This is a genomic window from Caulobacter sp. GW821-FHT09A05 (genome assembly GCF_059418465.1).
Window position 1 is genome coordinate 15001 of record NZ_JBWKPX010000040.1, and the last position, 15715, is coordinate 30715.

At 67.2% G+C, this 15715-nt stretch carries 9 protein-coding genes, 1 tRNA gene, 2 rRNA genes and 1 pseudogene (1 of these 13 cut by a window edge); 10 read left to right on the forward strand and 3 right to left on the reverse strand.

Going from position 1 to position 15715, the window contains the following annotated elements; translation table 11 throughout:
- The 5 genes and pseudogenes from AC07NX_RS24035 to AC07NX_RS24055 all read left to right on the forward strand — a co-directional run.
- A 23S ribosomal RNA gene (locus tag AC07NX_RS24035) occupies positions 1 to 1875 on the forward strand (it extends 914 nt beyond the left edge of the window).
- 105 nt (positions 1876 to 1980) lie between these two features.
- Positions 1981 to 2095 (forward strand): 5S ribosomal RNA (gene rrf / locus AC07NX_RS24040).
- Positions 2096 to 2161: 66 nt separating this feature from the next.
- Positions 2162 to 2238 (forward strand) — tRNA-Met (locus AC07NX_RS24045).
- 233 nt (positions 2239 to 2471) lie between these two features.
- A pseudogene (locus AC07NX_RS24050) lies at positions 2472 to 2675 on the forward strand (cold-shock protein); the annotation flags it as partial.
- Between the two features lie 132 nt (positions 2676 to 2807).
- Positions 2808 to 3005, forward strand: coding sequence for a cold-shock protein (locus AC07NX_RS24055; RefSeq protein WP_026171987.1), 198 nt, complete (start codon positions 2808 to 2810; stop codon positions 3003 to 3005).
- 163 nt (positions 3006 to 3168) lie between these two features.
- Here the strand turns inward: AC07NX_RS24055 and AC07NX_RS24060 are convergent, their stop codons facing one another.
- On the reverse strand, positions 3169 to 5481 hold the full coding sequence (locus tag AC07NX_RS24060) for an NADP-dependent malic enzyme (protein WP_494645362.1): 2313 nt from the start codon (positions 5479 to 5481) through the stop codon (positions 3169 to 3171).
- Between the two features lie 375 nt (positions 5482 to 5856).
- Between AC07NX_RS24060 and uraH the strand changes: the two genes are divergently transcribed.
- The 5 genes from uraH to guaD are packed head-to-tail and all read left to right on the forward strand — an operon-like array spanning position 5857 to position 12303.
- Positions 5857 to 6204, forward strand: a complete 348-nt coding sequence (uraH, locus tag AC07NX_RS24065; protein WP_494645363.1) for a hydroxyisourate hydrolase — start codon at positions 5857 to 5859, stop codon at positions 6202 to 6204.
- Position 6205: 1 nt separating this feature from the next.
- Positions 6206 to 7660, forward strand: a complete 1455-nt coding sequence (xdhA, locus tag AC07NX_RS24070) for a xanthine dehydrogenase small subunit (RefSeq protein ID WP_494645364.1) — start codon at positions 6206 to 6208, stop codon at positions 7658 to 7660.
- The gene (gene xdhB / locus AC07NX_RS24075) at positions 7653 to 9992 is read left to right on the forward strand and encodes a xanthine dehydrogenase molybdopterin binding subunit (protein WP_494645366.1); all 2340 of its coding nucleotides are present in this window, start codon (positions 7653 to 7655) and stop codon (positions 9990 to 9992) included. The genes xdhA and xdhB overlap by 8 nt, the downstream gene beginning before the upstream one ends.
- A gap of 24 nt (positions 9993 to 10016) precedes the next feature.
- Positions 10017 to 11030: a xanthine dehydrogenase accessory protein XdhC gene (gene xdhC, locus AC07NX_RS24080; RefSeq protein WP_494645367.1), complete on the forward strand. Its 1014-nt coding sequence runs from the start codon at positions 10017 to 10019 to the stop codon at positions 11028 to 11030.
- Positions 11017 to 12303: a guanine deaminase gene (guaD, locus tag AC07NX_RS24085; RefSeq protein WP_494645369.1), complete on the forward strand. Its 1287-nt coding sequence runs from the start codon at positions 11017 to 11019 to the stop codon at positions 12301 to 12303. Before xdhC ends, guaD begins: the two co-directional genes overlap by 14 nt.
- A 126-nt stretch (positions 12304 to 12429) precedes the next feature.
- Here guaD and AC07NX_RS24090 read toward each other — a convergent pair whose 3' ends face one another.
- Positions 12430 to 13386, reverse strand: a complete 957-nt coding sequence (locus AC07NX_RS24090; RefSeq protein WP_494645370.1) for a nucleoside hydrolase — start codon at positions 13384 to 13386, stop codon at positions 12430 to 12432.
- 135 nt (positions 13387 to 13521) lie between these two features.
- Complete coding sequence (locus AC07NX_RS24095) at positions 13522 to 15702, reverse strand: TonB-dependent receptor (RefSeq protein WP_494645372.1); 2181 nt, start codon at positions 15700 to 15702, stop codon at positions 13522 to 13524.
- Positions 15703 to 15715: the final 13 nt, after the last annotated feature.

Genomic DNA, 15715 nt, shown 5'->3' on the forward strand with positions numbered 1-15715 from the left:
CGGGCGGAGCGATCTGTACCAATTCTAATCAAACTCCGAATACCCGAGAGAGATATCTGGGAGACACACGGCGGGTGCTAACGTCCGTCGTGAAAAGGGAAACAACCCTAACCATCATCTAAGGCCCCCAAGTTCTGGCTAAGTGGGAAACGATGTGGGTTTGCTTTGACAACCAGGATGTTGGCTTAGAAGCAGCCATCATTTAAAGAAAGCGTAACAGCTCACTGGTCAAGCGAACCTGCGCGGAAAATGTAACGGGGCTCAAGCCAGACGCCGAAGGTATGGGTTTGCTCTTTGAGCAAGCGGTAGCGGAGCGTTCCGTAAGCCGGTGAAGGTGAGGCGCGAGCCTTGCTGGAGGTATCGGAAGTGAGAATGCTGACATGAGTAGCGATAAAGAGTGTGAGAGACACTCTCGCCGAAAGCCCAAGGGTTCCTGCGTAAAGCTAATCTGCGCAGGGTTAGTCGGCCCCTAAGGCGAGGCCGAAAGGCGTAGTCGATGGGAATCAGGTGAATATTCCTGAACCAGTTGGAAGTGACGGATCTGGTAAATTGTTCGGGCTTATTGGATTGCTCCGGGCAGTGAACAGGTCCCTGGAAATAACTCCAACGGAGACCGTACCCGAAACCGACACAGGTGGGCAGGTAGAGTATACCAAGGCGCTTGAGAGAACTATGCTGAAGGAACTCGGCAAATTGCACGCGTAACTTCGGGATAAGCGTGACTCTTCTTTGGGCAACCAGAAAAGAGTGGCACAGGCCAGGGGGTAGCGACTGTTTATCAAAAACACAGGGCTCTGCGAAGCCGCAAGGCGACGTATAGGGTCTGACGCCTGCCCGGTGCCGGAAGGTTAAAAGGAGTGGTGCAAGCTGCGAATTGAAGCCCCGGTAAACGGCGGCCGTAACTATAACGGTCCTAAGGTAGCGAAATTCCTTGTCGGGTAAGTTCCGACCTGCACGAATGGCGTAACGACTTCCCCACTGTCTCCAGCATAGGCTCAGCGAAATTGAATTCCCCGTGAAGATGCGGGGTTCCCGCGGTCAGACGGAAAGACCCTATGAACCTTTACTGCAGCTTCGCCTTGGCGTTAGCAGCAACATGTGTAGGATAGGTGGGAGGCTATGAAACCGGGGCGCCAGTTCCGGTGGAGCCATCCTTGAAATACCACCCTTATTGTTGCTGACGTCTAACCGCGGCCCGTTATCCGGGTCCGGGACATGGCGTGGCGGGCAGTTTGACTGGGGCGGTCGCCTCCCAAAGTGTAACGGAGGCGCGCGATGGTGGGCTCAGACCGGTCGGAAATCGGTCGTCGAGTGCAATGGCATAAGCCCGCCTGACTGCGAGACTGACAAGTCGAGCAGAGACGAAAGTCGGCCATAGTGATCCGGTGGTCCTGCGTGGAAGGGCCATCGCTCAACGAATAAAAGGTACTCTAGGGATAACAGGCTGATTTTGCCCAAGAGTCCATATCGACGGCAAAGTTTGGCACCTCGATGTCGGCTCATCACATCCTGGGGCTGGAGCAGGTCCCAAGGGTTCGGCTGTTCGCCGATTAAAGTGGTACGTGAGCTGGGTTCAGAACGTCGTGAGACAGTTTGGTCCCTATCTGCCGTGGGTGTACGAGACTTGAGAGGATCTGTCACTAGTACGAGAGGACAGGGATGGACACACCTCTGGTGGACCTGTCATGGCGCCAGCTGTGCAGCAGGGTAGCTAAGTGTGGAATAGATAACCGCTGAAAGCATCTAAGCGGGAAACTAACCTCAAAACAAGGTCTCGCTGAGAGCCGTGGTAGACCACCACGTTGATAGGCCAGGTGTGGAAGCGCTGTGAGGCGTGTAGCTTACTGGTACTAATAGCTCGATAGGCTTGATCGTTCTTCAGTCAAACCCATGACTGAGCTTTACTAAGACATCTGATCGTCTTCTTCACAACATGCTTCGGTGAGCTAAACCCTCACCGAACAGCATCCTTTTTGCTGACCTGGTGGCTATGCCGGGGGTTCCCCACCCGATCCCATTCCGAACTCGGTCGTTAAGTCCCCCAGGGCCAATGGTACTTCGTCTCAAGGCGCGGGAGAGTAGGTCGCCGCCAGGTCCGCTAAAAGGATGCTCAAAGCAAAAGTCCAACCCTACCACACGATCACAACACTACCCTCTTCGCCGCGGGGTGGAGCAGCCCGGTAGCTCGTCAGGCTCATAACCTGAAGGTCACAGGTTCAAATCCTGTCCCCGCACCCATAACTTCAATGGCGAAGCTTCTAACGGCTTTCGAGGTGTGGCTTTCACGCCACTTCCGGCGGCGTTTCCGCCGCTGTCGACCCGTGTCACGCGAAAATTTATCGCCCGGACCGGCTCTGGCTTGAGATTCTGCCATCAAACCCCGTAGCGCGTTCCGCGGATTTGCGTCATGAGAGCAGGATGGAAGGACGCGGGTCGGCAACTGGCCCGCTGAATGAGGTTTTGAGGATAAGATGGCGAACGGTGTCGTTAAGTGGTTCAACCCGGCCAAGGGCTTTGGTTTCATTCAGCCCGAGGACGGCGGCCAGGACGTGTTCGTCCACATCGCCGCGGTTGAACGCTCGGGCCTGTCGGGCCTGAACGAAGGTGACCAGGTGGCTTACGAGCTGGAAGAGGACCGCCGCTCGGGCAAGACCTCGGCCGGCAACCTGCGCGTGACCGGCCAGGGCGCGGCTCCGTCGGCTCCGCGCCGTCCGGCCCGCGACTTCGGCGCCCCGCGCGGCGGCGGCTATGACGCTCCGCGTGGCGGCGGCTACGGCGGCGGCGGCACGGGCGAAGCCGGTACGGGCGTGGTGAAGTGGTTCAACAGCACCAAGGGCTTCGGCTTCATCCAGCCGGACAATGGCGGCGGCGATATCTTCGTGCACATCTCGGCCGTTGAACGCGCCGGCCTGCGCGGCCTGAACGAAGGCCAGCAAGTCGGTTACGAACTGGAACAGGACCGCCGCTCGGGCAAGACCTCGGCCGGCAACCTGCGCATCCTCTAAGGATACGAAAAACCCGGCCGGGCGCGGAGCGTCCGGCCGGGTCTTCGGTCCCCGAACCAGGCCCCGTAGGAGCCTTTCCCCGTCGCTGAGGCGGTGGAGGGGCTTCTGTGGGGCCTTTTCCGTGGCTGGGTCGGCGGGGAAAGGGGCGGCCAGCGCCGCCTCCTCAGATCAGCCGGTGCTCGCGCTCCGCCGCCGCCTGGTTGACCGCCAGGGCGGTGACGTTGGCGATGCCGCGCGCGGTGACGCTGGGCGTCAGCACATGCAGCGGCCGGCTCATGCCCAGCAGCAGCGGGCCGACCAGCAGGCCCTCGGTGGCGGCGCTGAGCAGGGTCAGGGCGATGTTGGCCGCGTCCAGGGTCGGCATGACCAGCAGGTTGGCCGAGCCCTTCAGGGCGCTGTCGTGCACCAGGCGGTCGCGCAGGGCCTGGGAGAGGGCGGCGTCGGCGTGCATCTCGCCGTCGACCTCGAGCTCGGGCGCGCGCTCGCGCACCAGGGCCAGGGCCTCGCGCATCTTGCGGGCGGTCGGCGAGTTGGACGCCCCGAAGCTGGAATGGGACAGCAGGGCGGCCTTGGGCGTCAGGCCGAACCGGCGCACGGATTCGGCGGCCAGCAGGGTCATCTCGGCCACCTGCTCGGCGGTCGGGTCGACGTTCACGTGGGTGTCGCAGAAGAACAGGGTGCCATTGTCGATGATCAGGGCCGACAGGGCGTAGACGCGGCCGACGTTCTCGCGCTTGGGAATGATCGGCAGCACATAGGTCATGTGCTGCCACCAGTCGCCGGCCCCGCCGACCAGGGCGGCGTCGACATGGCCGGCCTGCAGCAGCATCGAGGCCGAAACGGTGCGGCGGTTGGTCACCCGGCGCTCGGCGGCCAGGGGCGGCACGCCCCGGCGGCTGACCAGGCCCTGGTAGCGCTCGACCAACGGGGCGAACAGCGCCTTGTCGGCGGAGGGATCCAGGATCTCGACGCGATGGTCGAAGTCCAGCCGCAGGCCCATCTCGGTGGCCTTGGCGATGATCGTCTCGCGCTTGCCGATCAGCACCGGTTTGCACAGGCCCTCGTCGACCACGGTCTGGACGGCGCGCAGCACGCGCTCGTCGTCGCCCTCGGCATAGGCGACGCGGACGCCCCCCGTCTCGGCGGCGGCCTTGGTGGCCTTGCGGGCCCGCTCGAACACCGGACGCATCAGCTGGCCGGAGCGGTAGACGAACAGCTCCAGTTCCTGGCGATAGGCGTCGAAGTCGGCGATCGGGCGGGTGGCGACGCCGCTGTCCATGGCCGCCCGGGCCACGGCCGGGGCGATCTGCAGGATCAGGCGCGGGTCGAACGGCTTGGGGATGATGTACTGCCCGCCGAACATCGGGGCGACGCCGCCATAGGCGCTGGCCACCACTTCGGAGGCCTCGGCCCGGGCCAGTTCGGCGATGGCCTCGACGGCCGCCACCTTCATGGCCTCGTTGATCTCCGAGGCACCGACGTCCAGGGCGCCGCGGAAGATGAACGGGAAGCAGAGGACGTTGTTGACCTGGTTGGGATAGTCGCTGCGGCCGGTGGCCATGATGGCGTCGGGGCGCTGGGCGGCGACGATCTCGGGCAGGATCTCCGGCTCGGGATTGGCCATGGCCAGGATCAGCGGATTGGGGGCCAGCAGCGGCAGCCACTCGGCCTTGAACACGCGGGGCGCGGACAGGCCCAGGAAGATATCGGCGCCGGGCAGGACGTCGGGCAGCGACCGGGCGTCGGTCGGCCGGGCGTAGCGGGCCATGTTCTCGGGCATGTCGGGCTCGCGCCCGGCGTGGACGACGCCCTTGATGTCGGTCAGGGTGACGTTCTCGACCGGCAGGCCCATCGAGACCAGCAGATCGACGCAGGCCAGGGCGGCCGCGCCGGCCCCCGAGGTCACCAGCTTGACGTCCTTCAGGGTCTTGCCCTGGACGACCAGGGCGTTGCGGACGGCCGCGGCGCAGACGATCGCGGTGCCGTGCTGGTCGTCGTGGAAGACCGGGATGTTCATCCGCTCGCGCAACTTGCGCTCGATGACGAAGCATTCCGGGGCCTTGATGTCCTCCAGATTGATGCCGCCGAAGGTGGGCTCCAGGGCGGCGACCACCTCGATGAAGCGGTCGGGATCCTCGGCGTCGACCTCCAGGTCGAACACGTCGATGCCGGCGAACTTCTTGAACAGGACCGCCTTGCCCTCCATCACCGGCTTGGAGGCCAGCGGGCCGATATTGCCCAGGCCCAGCACCGCGGTGCCGTTGGAAATCACGGCCACCAGGTTGCCGCGGGCGGTGTAGTCGCGGGCGGTGTCGGGGTCGGCGGCGATGGCCTCGCACGGGGCGGCGACGCCGGGGGAATAGGCCAGGCCGAGGTCGCGCTGGGTGGCCATGCGCTTGGTGGCTTCGATCGCCAGCTTTCCGGGCCGCGGCAGACGGTGATAGTCCAGGGCGGCTTTACGGAAATCCTCGTCCATCGGTCGTTCCTCGGTGGCTGCGCAAGGGTCATCTACGCGGATCGTCTGGTGTGGGTTCGGTGCGATCCGTCAGGGGCCTAGCTACCGGTGTTGGCGCGGCTTTTCCAATCCTACGCGGCGTCGGCGCGCGTTTTTTGCGGTTCGGGTCGCCGGGCGAGCGATCGCGGGTGGCTCACTAAGTAATAAAAGACTTATATACGCCCATTCGGCGGGCGCCTGTCGCCGTCGCAAAAGGCGGTTCGGGCCAAGGCGCCGCTGGGCGGGTCTGGCGGCTGGACTTGCCGGCGCGGCGGTCCCAGCATCGTCGGAAGATGCTCCGTTTCGGGAGCAAGGGTTTAGACTGCGCGGCGAGGCCGAGCCAAGGATTGGAAACGCATGAGCGGCTTGACGACCCATATCCTCGACACCGCCGCCGGGCGTCCGGCGGCCGGCGTCGCCGTGCGGGTTTCGAGCCGGCGGGACGGCGTGGTCGCCCTGCTGGGCGAAACCCGCACCGACGCCGACGGCCGGGCGCGGCTGGTCGAGGGCGAGGACCTGGCGGTCGGCGGCTATCGGCTGGAGTTCGCCGTGGGCGACTATTTCAAGGCTTCGGGCGCGCGCGTCAGCGATCCGCCATTCCTGGACGTGGTGGTCATCGATTTCGCGGTGGCCGATCCGGCCCAGCACCATCACGTGCCGCTGCTGGTCTCGCCGTTCGGCTATTCCACCTATCGGGGCAGCTGAGATGGATGCGGTGCGCTTCCTGCTGAACGGCGAGGTGGTCGAGGCCCGGGGCGTCGATCCCACCCGCACCCTGCTGGAGCATCTGCGCGGCGACCTGCGGCGCACCGGGACCAAGGAGGGCTGCGCCGAGGGCGACTGCGGATCCTGCACGGTGCTGGTCGGCGAGCTGGACGGGCGGGGCGGCGCGGCCTGGCGGGCGGTCAACAGCTGCATCCAGTTCGTGCCGATGCTGGACGGCAAGGCGGTGATCTCTGTCGAGGGGCTGGGCCAGGCGACGCCGCATCCGGTGCAGGCGGCCATGGTCGAGCACCACGGCTCGCAATGCGGCTTCTGCACGCCGGGCATCGTCATGTCGCTGTACGGCCGGGCGGTGGCGGCGAAGGGGGCTGACGGACCGATCGGCGAGGTGCTGGCCGGCAACCTGTGCCGCTGCACCGGCTATGGCCCGATCATCGCGGCGGCCGAGGCGATCGCGCCCGAGGCCGCACCGGACGTGGCCGATACGCTGACGGGTCTGAAGCGCGACGAGGCGCTGAGCCTCGACTACGCCGATCCGATCGCCGGCGTGACCCGCCGCTGGTTCGCGCCGCTGGACATCGACGAACTGGCCAGCACCTATGAAGCGCATCCGGACGCGGTGATCGTGGCTGGGGCCACCGATATCGGCCTGTGGGTCACCAAGCTTCGCAAGCCGCCCGAGGCCCTGATCGACATCGGCCGGGTGGAGGCGCTCAAGGCGATCACCCGCGAAGATGGCTGGCTGCGGATCGGGGCGGGCGTGCGCTATGTCGACGCCCTGGACACGTTGAGCGACCTCCATCCCGACCTGGGCGCCATGATGCGCCGGCTGGGGTCGACCCAGGTGCGCAACAGCGGCACGATCGGCGGCAACATCGCCAACGGCTCGCCGATCGGCGACATGCCGCCGGCCCTGATCGCCCTGGGCGCGGAGCTGGTGCTGCGCAGGGGCGATGTCCGGCGGACGATCCCGCTGGAGGACTTCTTCGTCGCCTATGGAAAGCAGGATCGCGCGCCCGGCGAATTCGTCGAGGCGGTGCGCGTGCCCACCGACCTGGAGGGGGGGCTGTTCAAGGTCTTCAAGCTGTCCAAGCGTTTCGACCAGGACATCTCGGCGGTCTGTGGGGCGTTCAACATCAAGATCGTGGACGAGGTGGTGACCGCCGCCCGCATCGCCTATGGCGGCATGGCCGGCACGCCCAAGCGGGCGGCCGCCTGCGAGGCCGCCCTGGTCGGCCGGCTCTGGAACCGGACCACCATCCACGCCGCCGTCGAGGCCCTGGCCGGCGACTTCACGCCCCTGACCGACGCCCGCGCCTCGGCCGCCTATCGCACGCTGGCGGCGGGAAACATGCTGCGCAAGGTGTTCATCGAGTCGGCCCGGCCGGACCTCGAAACCCGCGTGGAGACCTGGTCCCTGGAGGCGGTCCATGGCTGATTCCGGCGCCAAGCTCGTCGAGCCGGTCGTCTTCCAGGGCGTCCACGCCTCGCTGCCGCACGACAGCGCCCTGCGCCATGTCAGCGGCGCGGCGATCTATGTGGACGACATCCCCGAACCGGCCGGCATGCTCCATGTGCACCTGGGCATGAGCACCAGGGCCCACGCCCGGATCGTCTCGATGGACCTGTCGGCCGTGCGCGCCTCGCCCGGCGTGGTCGCGGTGCTGACGGCCAAGGACATTCCCGGCGAGAATGACGTCAGCCCGGTGATCCACGACGACAGGCTGTTCGCCGACGGCGAGGTGATCTGCGTCGGCCAGAGCCTGTTCGCCGTCGCCGCCACCTCGATCGCCGCCGCCCGCGCCGCCGCCGCCAAGGCCGTGGTCGAGTACGAGGACCTGCCGGCGGCGATCACGATCGCGCAGGCCCGCGAGGCCGACCTGAAGATCGAGGCCAGCCAGCGCATGGCGCGCGGCGACGCGGCCGCCGCCCTGGCGGCCTCGCCCCGGCGCCTGCAAGGGACCATGGCCATCGGCGGCCAGGACCACTTCTATCTCGAGGGCCAGGTCGCCCTGGCCACGCCCCGCGAGGGCGGCGATGTCCACATCTGGTCGTCGACCCAGCATCCCAGCGAGGTCCAGCATCTGGTCGCCCGGGTGCTGGACGTGCCGCATACCGCCGTGACCGTCGAGGTGCGCCGGATGGGCGGCGGGTTCGGCGGCAAGGAGACCCAGGCCTCGCTGTTCGCCGCCGCCGCCGCCCTGGTGGCCGTCAAGACCGGCCGCCCGGCCAAGGCGCGTCCCGACCGCGACGAGGACATGGTCATGACCGGCAAGCGGCATGACTTCGAGATCGCCTACGACGTCGGTTTCGACGACGAGGGGCGGCTGACGGGCCTGGCGCTGGAACTGGCCTCGCGCTGCGGCTCGACCACCGACCTGTCGATGGCCATCAACGACCGGGCGATGTTCCACGCCGACAACTGCTACTTCCTGCCGGCGGTCGAGATCGTCTCGCACCGCTTCAAGACCCATACGGTGTCGAACACGGCGTTCCGGGGCTTTGGCGGCCCGCAGGGCATGGCGGCGATAGAGCGGGTGATGGACGCCGTCGCCCAGATCACGGGCCTGGACCCGCTGGAGGTGCGCCGCCGCAACCTCTATGGCGGCGAGGGGCGCAACCTCACGCCCTATCATCAGACGGTCGAGGACAATGTCGCGCCGCAGCTGCTGGCCCAGCTCGCCGCCTCCTGCGACTACGAGGCCCGCCAGCGCCAGATCGACGCCTACAACGCCAGGAGCCCGGTGCTGAAGAAGGGCCTGGCCCTGACGCCGGTGAAGTTCGGCATCTCGTTCACCACCACCCACCTCAACCAGGCCGGGGCGCTGATCCACCTCTATGCCGACGGCTCGATCCTGCTGAACCACGGTGGGACCGAGATGGGGCAGGGGCTGTTCGTCAAGGTGGCCCAGATCGTCGCCGAGGCCTTCAAGGTCGGCGTCGATCGGGTCAAGGTCACCTCGACCGTCACCGACAAGGTGCCCAACACCTCGGCCACGGCGGCGTCGTCGGGCACGGACCTGAACGGCATGGCGGCCCTGAACGCGGCCAACACCATCAAGGCGCGGCTGGTCGCGTTCGCCGCCGGGAAGTGGGGCTGTGATCCGAGCGAGGTCGAGTTCACGCCGCAAGGCCTGCGGGCCGGAAGCGAGCTGGTCCCGTTCGAGACGCTCTGCCGCCAGGCCCACCTGGCCCGGGTGTCGCTGTCGTCCACCGGCTTCTACGCCACGCCGAAGATCCACTACGACCGCGCCAGCCACACCGGCCGGCCGTTCTACTATTTCGCCTATGGCGCGGCGTGCAGCGAGGTGCTGATCGACACCCTGACCGGCGAGATGAAGGTCATCCGGGCCGACATCCTGCACGACGCCGGCCGCTCGCTGAACCCGGCCATCGACCTGGGCCAGATCGAGGGCGGCTTCATCCAGGGCATGGGCTGGCTGACCACCGAGGAGCTGGTGTTCAGCGCCGACGGCCGCCTGCTGACCCATGCTCCCTCGACCTACAAGATCCCGACCTGCGGCGACCGGCCGGCGGTGCTGAACGTGGCGCTGTGGGAGCCGGGGCGGAACGTCGAGGAGACGGTGCACCGCTCCAAGGCCGTGGGCGAGCCGCCGCTGATGCTGGCCCTGTCGGTGCTGTCGGCCGTGAACCGCGCCGTGGCCTCGGCGGTCGACCACAAGGTGTTCCCAGACCTGGACGCGCCGGCGACGCCGGAGCGGATCCTGATGGCGGTCGAGGACGTGAAGCGGAGGGCGGCGCAATGCTGACCCTCTCCCCATGGGAGAGGGCGCATGAGCAATTGGGCTCGTTACGCGCTTGCTCAGCTGGGCCACGGCCAGCCCGTCGCCCTGGTCACCATCCTGGCCGTCGAGGGCTCGGCCCCGCGGGACGCCGGGACCAAGATGGTGGTCTGGGCCCAGGGCCAGGCCGGCACGATCGGCGGCGGAAACCTGGAGCACCAGGTCGTCGACCAGGCGCGCAAGATGCTGCCGACCCAGGTGCACTTCGCCCTGCAGGACTATCCGCTGGGCCCGCTGCTGGCCCAGTGCTGCGGCGGCCGGGTGCGGCTGCTGATCGAGCGCCTGGACGGGGGCGCCGTCGACTGGCTGACCGACGCGGCGCGGCGGCTGGACGCCGACCAGCCCTTCGAGGTCCGCACCCGCTTCAACCCCGGCGCCCTGAGCAAGACCATCGCCCCGGTGGCGGCCTCCAATCCGGACAGCGCGACGATCACCCTGGCGGGCGAGCCGGCCACGGCGCGGGGCGCCCGGCCGACCCTGGGCGACGTGCTGGTCGAGCCTCAGGACCTGCCGCGTCCGCCGGTGCTGCTGTTCGGGGCCGGCCATGTGGGCCAGGCCGTGGCCCGGGCGCTGGAGCCGCTGCCGTTCCGCCTGGCCTGGTACGACACCCGGCCGGAAACGTCCCATATCCCCGGGGTCAGGGTAGGCGCGCCCGCTGAGCTGGCCGCGGCCGCCATGGGCGCGGGGCCGGACGCCTACATCCTTGTCATGACCCACGACCATAATCTGGACTACGCCCTGACCTCGGCGGCTCTGGCCGGCGGGGCTTTCGGCTATCTGGGCCTGATCGGATCGGACACCAAGAAGGCGCGGTTCCTGAGCCGGCTGCGCAAGGACGGTTTCGGCGATGGAACGGTGGCCCGCGTGACCTGCCCGATCGGCCTGCCGCACCTGAAGAACAAGGCCCCCGAGGTGATCGCCGTCTCGGTGGTCGCCGATCTGTTGATGCGGCTCGAAGCCGCCCGCCGCGAACGGACGAAGGATCCCCAGCTTGCAAGCCTATAGGGCGTCGATCCTCCAGCTGGAGGCCGACCCGAGCATCACGGACGGCGAGGCGCACGCCTTCCACGAGGACGGCCTGCTGCTGGTCGAGGACGGCCGGGTCGTGGCCTGCGGCGACCATGCCAAGCTGGCCGACGAACTGGGCGACACGCCCGTGGAGGATCTGCGCGGCAAGCTGATCGTCCCCGGTTTCGTCGACACCCACATCCATTTCCCGCAGGTCGACGTCATCGCCGCCCATGGCGAGCAGCTGCTGGACTGGCTGGAGCGTCACACCTTCCCCGCCGAGGCGGCCTTCGCCGACCAGGGCCATGCCGAGGCGACCGCCGAGTTCTTCGTCGAGGAACTGCTGCGCAACGGCACGACCAGCGCCCTGGTGTTCGGCTCGGTGCACAAGGTCTCGGTCGAGGCGCTGTTCGCCGCCGCGCTGAAGCGCGACATGCGGATCATCGCCGGCAAGTCGCTGATGGATCGCAACGCCCCGCCCGGCCTGACCGACACGGTCGAGGCCAGCCGGGCCGACATGCTGAGCCTGATCGCCGACTGGCACGGCAAGGGCCGGCTGGGCTACGCCGTCACCCCGCGTTTCGCGATCAGCTGCAGCGACGAACAGCTAGCCATGGCGGGCGAGGTGCTGGCGCAGAATCCGACCGTGTGGATGCAGACCCACCTGTCGGAGAACATCCGCGAGATCGTCGACACGGCCAAACTGTTCCCGGAAGCCCGGGACTACCTGGACGTCTATGATCGCTTCGGCTTGGTCGGGGAGCGCTCGGTCTTCGCTCACTGCGTGCATCTTCAGGGAGAGGCTTTCCAGCGTCTGGCGCAGGCCGGCTCGGCCGTCGCCTTCTGCCCGACCTCGAACCTGTTCCTGGGCTCGGGCCTGTTTCCGCTGGAGACCGCCTGCGCCCACGGGGTGAAGGTCGGGATCGGCACGGACGTGGGGGCGGGAACGACCTTCTCGATCCTCCACACCCTGGGCGAGGCCTACAAGGTGGGGCAGTTGCGCGGCGAGGCGCTGGACCCGTTCCACGCCCTGTACCTGGCGACCCTGGGCGGGGCGCGGGCCCTGGGGCTGGAGGACGAGATCGGCAGCCTGGAAGCCGGCAAGATCGCCGACTTCCTGGTGCTGGACTTGGCCGCCACGCCGCTCCTGGCCCGGCGGATGCCGGCGGCCAGGAGCCTGGAGGACCGGCTGTTCGCGCTGACGGTGCTGGGCGACGACCGGGTGGTGGAGCGGACCTATGTGGCCGGGGTGGAGCGGTACAGGCGCTGAGGCCGGCGCCACTTGCCCCCACCTGACCGCTTCGCGGTCTGTCCGCCCCCATAGGGGGCGGAGCGCTCTTCCCCCTCTGGGGGAAGACGGTCGCGAAGCGACCCGTAGGGGGCAAGTGTTCGCCGCCTAAACGCCCATCGTCTCCGCATACAGCTTCAGCAGCCCCTCGGCCTTGACCCCCACGGTCACCGCCTGGATCGGCTGGTCGTCCCAGGCGCTGGGTCCGAACAGCTCGCCTTCGACCTTCTGGCAGGTCTGGCCCAGGGCGATGCCGTCGGTGATCACCCGGATCGCGCCGCGCCGCACCTCGAACAGCGACGGATCGATCACATAGGCCACGGCCGCGGCGTCGTGCACGCAGCAGCCGACGATGCCGTCGCGCCCGCCGTAGAAGGCGGCATAGGGCTTGGAGATGGCGTTGAGGAACGCGCCGGCCGGACCGGCCTTGGCTTCCAGCGCGTCCATGTAGGCCGGGGTCATCACCACCTGGGTGGTGACATCCAGGCTGACGGCGGTGACGGGCCAGGGCGCGGTGAACACCAGGTCGGCCGCTTCGGGATCGTTCCAGATATTGGCTTCGGCCACCGGGGTGACGTTGCCGGGCTTGCCGGCCACGCCGAACGCGCCGCCCATGATCACCACGGCCTTCAGCAGGGTGGCGACCTCCGGATCGGCCTGAAGGGCCAGGGCCAGGTTGGTCAGCGGGCCGACCGCGACCAGGGTGATCTCGCCGGGGTTCTGGCGGGCTAGGTCGATGATCGCCTGGTGGGCCGGCTTGGCCTCGGGCTGGGCGGGCTTGAGGCCGGTCAGCTCGACGTCGCCCAGGCCGTTCTCGCCGTGCACGAAGGTGGGCGAGGGGTTGCGCGGCCGGACCAGCGGCTTGTCGGTCCCCTTGAAGACCGGGGCCTTCAGGCCGAAGCGGTCCTTCAGATAGAGGGCGTTGCGGGTGGTGGTGTCGATGTCGGCGTTGCCGAACACGGTGGTCACCGCCACCAGGTCGAGCGCGGGGCTGGCCTCGATGAACAGCAGGGCCATGGCGTCGTCGATGCCGGGATCGGTGTCGAAGATGATTTTGTTCGTCATTCGAAGGGCTTAACTCATCGTGGGGCGAAGGGGGAGACCCCTCAAACGAACCATGCTCCCGGCGCGAACCGGGAGCATGGCTGGACGATGGCAATCCTTCGGCTTCCGCCCGGCCAGGCCGGGCGGCTCTTCGGATTACCGCTTGGCGCTGATCGAGATGCCGACGATCCGAGGCTCGTTGACGAAACCGGTCAGGTTGTTGAAGTCGATGCCGCCGCGCAGGTTCACCTCGTTGGTGATGTTGCGGGCGAACGCGGCGATCTCGTAGGCGCCGTCGCGCTTGGCGTAGCCGAGCTTCAGGCCGCCCTCGAAGTCGCCCTTCGAGTAGAACTCCTTGCTCTGGTAGAGCAGGATGTTGGTGTAGCCCTGCTTGAACCAGTCGGTGTAGGCGAACAGTTCGCCGTCGCCGATCGGATAGCTGTAGCGGGCGGTGAAGTTCAGCACGTACTTCGGCGCGTTCGGGAACGGGTTGCCGTTGATCAGCGCCTGGCCCGAGGCGTTGAGCGGATCGGTGACCGTGCAGGCCGCGCAGACCGCCACGGCCAGATCCTTGTCCTTGATCTTGGTGTGGTTGTAGCTGTAGCCGGCCGTCAGCAGCAGGTTCTCGGTGACCATGAACTCGCCGTCGAACTCGACGCCGTAGGCCTCGCCCTTGTCGGCGTTGATCAGCCGGGTGTTGTTGCCGGCGCCGCCGATGGCGCTGAACTGCGGGTCCTTCTCTTCATAGGTGAAGGCCGCGCCGTTGAAGCGGATGCGGCGGTCCAGCAGCTCGCTCTTGAAGCCGACTTCGTACGACTGGATGGTTTCCGACTGGGCGACCGAGGCGGGGCTGAAGAACACGATGTCACGGCCCTGGATGGTCGGACCGCGGAAGCCGTGGGCGGCGCGGGCGTACAGGCTGAAATCGTCCGTCACGTCATAGAAGGCCGACAGGTCCCACGAGACCTTGCTGTCCGACACCGACACTTCCGGCGCGGTCGAGCCGACGATGGTCATGGTCTTCTTGTCGTCGGTGTAGCGGGCGCCGCCGGTGATCTTCAGCTGCGGGGTGACCTGGTAGGCGACCTGGCCGAAGCCGGCCCAGGCGGTGTTCTTGTGGTTCAGCGTCGCCTTGTTGAAGCCGGCGTCGGTGGTCAGCAGGAAGTCGGACTTGAAGTAGTAGCCGCCGACCTGCCAGCTGAACGGGCCTTCGGTGTCCGAGGCCAGGCGGACTTCCTGGGTGTATTGGTCCAGGTCGTCGATGCTGTCCTTGGTGTCGGAATCAAACGGAATGAAGCCGGGGCCGACGCCGGCCACGCCGCCGTCGATGTCGCCGCGGCTGTAGCCGTTGGTGGTCTCGTAGGCGCTGATCGAGGTCAGGGTCACGCCGCCGAAGTCGTAGTCGACCTTAATCGACTCGCCGTTGCCGTCGTACTTCTGCGGGTTGTTGGCCCCGCCGTTGTAGAAGACGGAGTCACGGTCGAAGTTGCCGTTGATCTTGTTGCTGCCGGCCGTGAGGATATTGGCGCGGAAGATCGCGGCGGTGCCGTCCAGGGTGCGGTTGTGGGCGTTCAGCAGGACGCTGAGGTTCTCGGTCGGGGTCCACAGCAACTGGCCGCGGATGGCGTACTCGTCATAGCCGCCCATCGCGTCCTTCACGCCGGTGAAGGTGTTGTCGATGTAATTGTCGCGGTGCTGGCCCAGGATGGCGATCCGGCCGGCCAGCTTGCCTTCGACCAGCGGGCCGCCGACGCCGCCCTCGGCGGTCCACGAGCCGTACGAGCCGTAGGTCACCGTGCCGTTGGCCTTGAAGGTCTGGCTCGGCTTGACGCTGTCGAACTTGACGATGCCGGCGGTGGTGTTGCGGCCGAACAGCGTGCCCTGCGGCCCGCGCAGCACTTCAACCTGCTCGACGTCGAAGATCGGCGTGCTCTTCAGCACGACGTTCTCCATGACCACGTCGTCCATGATCACCGAGACCGGCTGCGAGGCGGCCAGGTCGAAGTCGGTGTTGCCCAGGCCGCGGATGTAGAAGCGCGGGGCAGCGCGGCCGTTGGAGCTTTCGACGAACAGGCCGGGCACGCGGCTGGACAGGGCCAGCACGTCCTCGCCGCCGGCGAACAGGGCGTCCAGCTTCTCGCCGCCCATGGTGGCGACCGAGACCGGCACTTCCTGGATGTTTTCCGAACGCTTCTGGGCGGTGACGATCACGTCGTCCAGGGTGACGGAACCGGTGTCCTGGGCGAAGGCCGGCGCGGCGGCGCCGACGGCCAGGACCAGGGCGGTGAGGGCGGCGCCGCGATGGAGGCGGCTGCGCAGCGTGTTGGCGGTGGTCATTGAAGTATCCCCT

Bases quoted from the DNA above. Each gene is read 5' to 3' on its own strand.
- AC07NX_RS24060 (WP_494645362.1), bottom strand. From the start codon at position 5,481: ATGGACGAGGATTTCCGTAAAGCCGCCCTGGACTATCACCGTCTGCCG.
- uraH (WP_494645363.1), top strand. From the start codon at position 5,857: ATGAGCGGCTTGACGACCCATATCCTCGACACCGCCGCCGGGCGTCCG.
- xdhA (WP_494645364.1), top strand. From the start codon at position 6,206: ATGGATGCGGTGCGCTTCCTGCTGAACGGCGAGGTGGTCGAGGCCCGG.
- xdhB (WP_494645366.1), top strand. From the start codon at position 7,653: ATGGCTGATTCCGGCGCCAAGCTCGTCGAGCCGGTCGTCTTCCAGGGC.
- xdhC (WP_494645367.1), top strand. From the start codon at position 10,017: ATGAGCAATTGGGCTCGTTACGCGCTTGCTCAGCTGGGCCACGGCCAG.
- AC07NX_RS24090 (WP_494645370.1), bottom strand. From the start codon at position 13,386: ATGACGAACAAAATCATCTTCGACACCGATCCCGGCATCGACGACGCC.
- AC07NX_RS24095 (WP_494645372.1), bottom strand. From the start codon at position 15,702: ATGACCACCGCCAACACGCTGCGCAGCCGCCTCCATCGCGGCGCCGCC.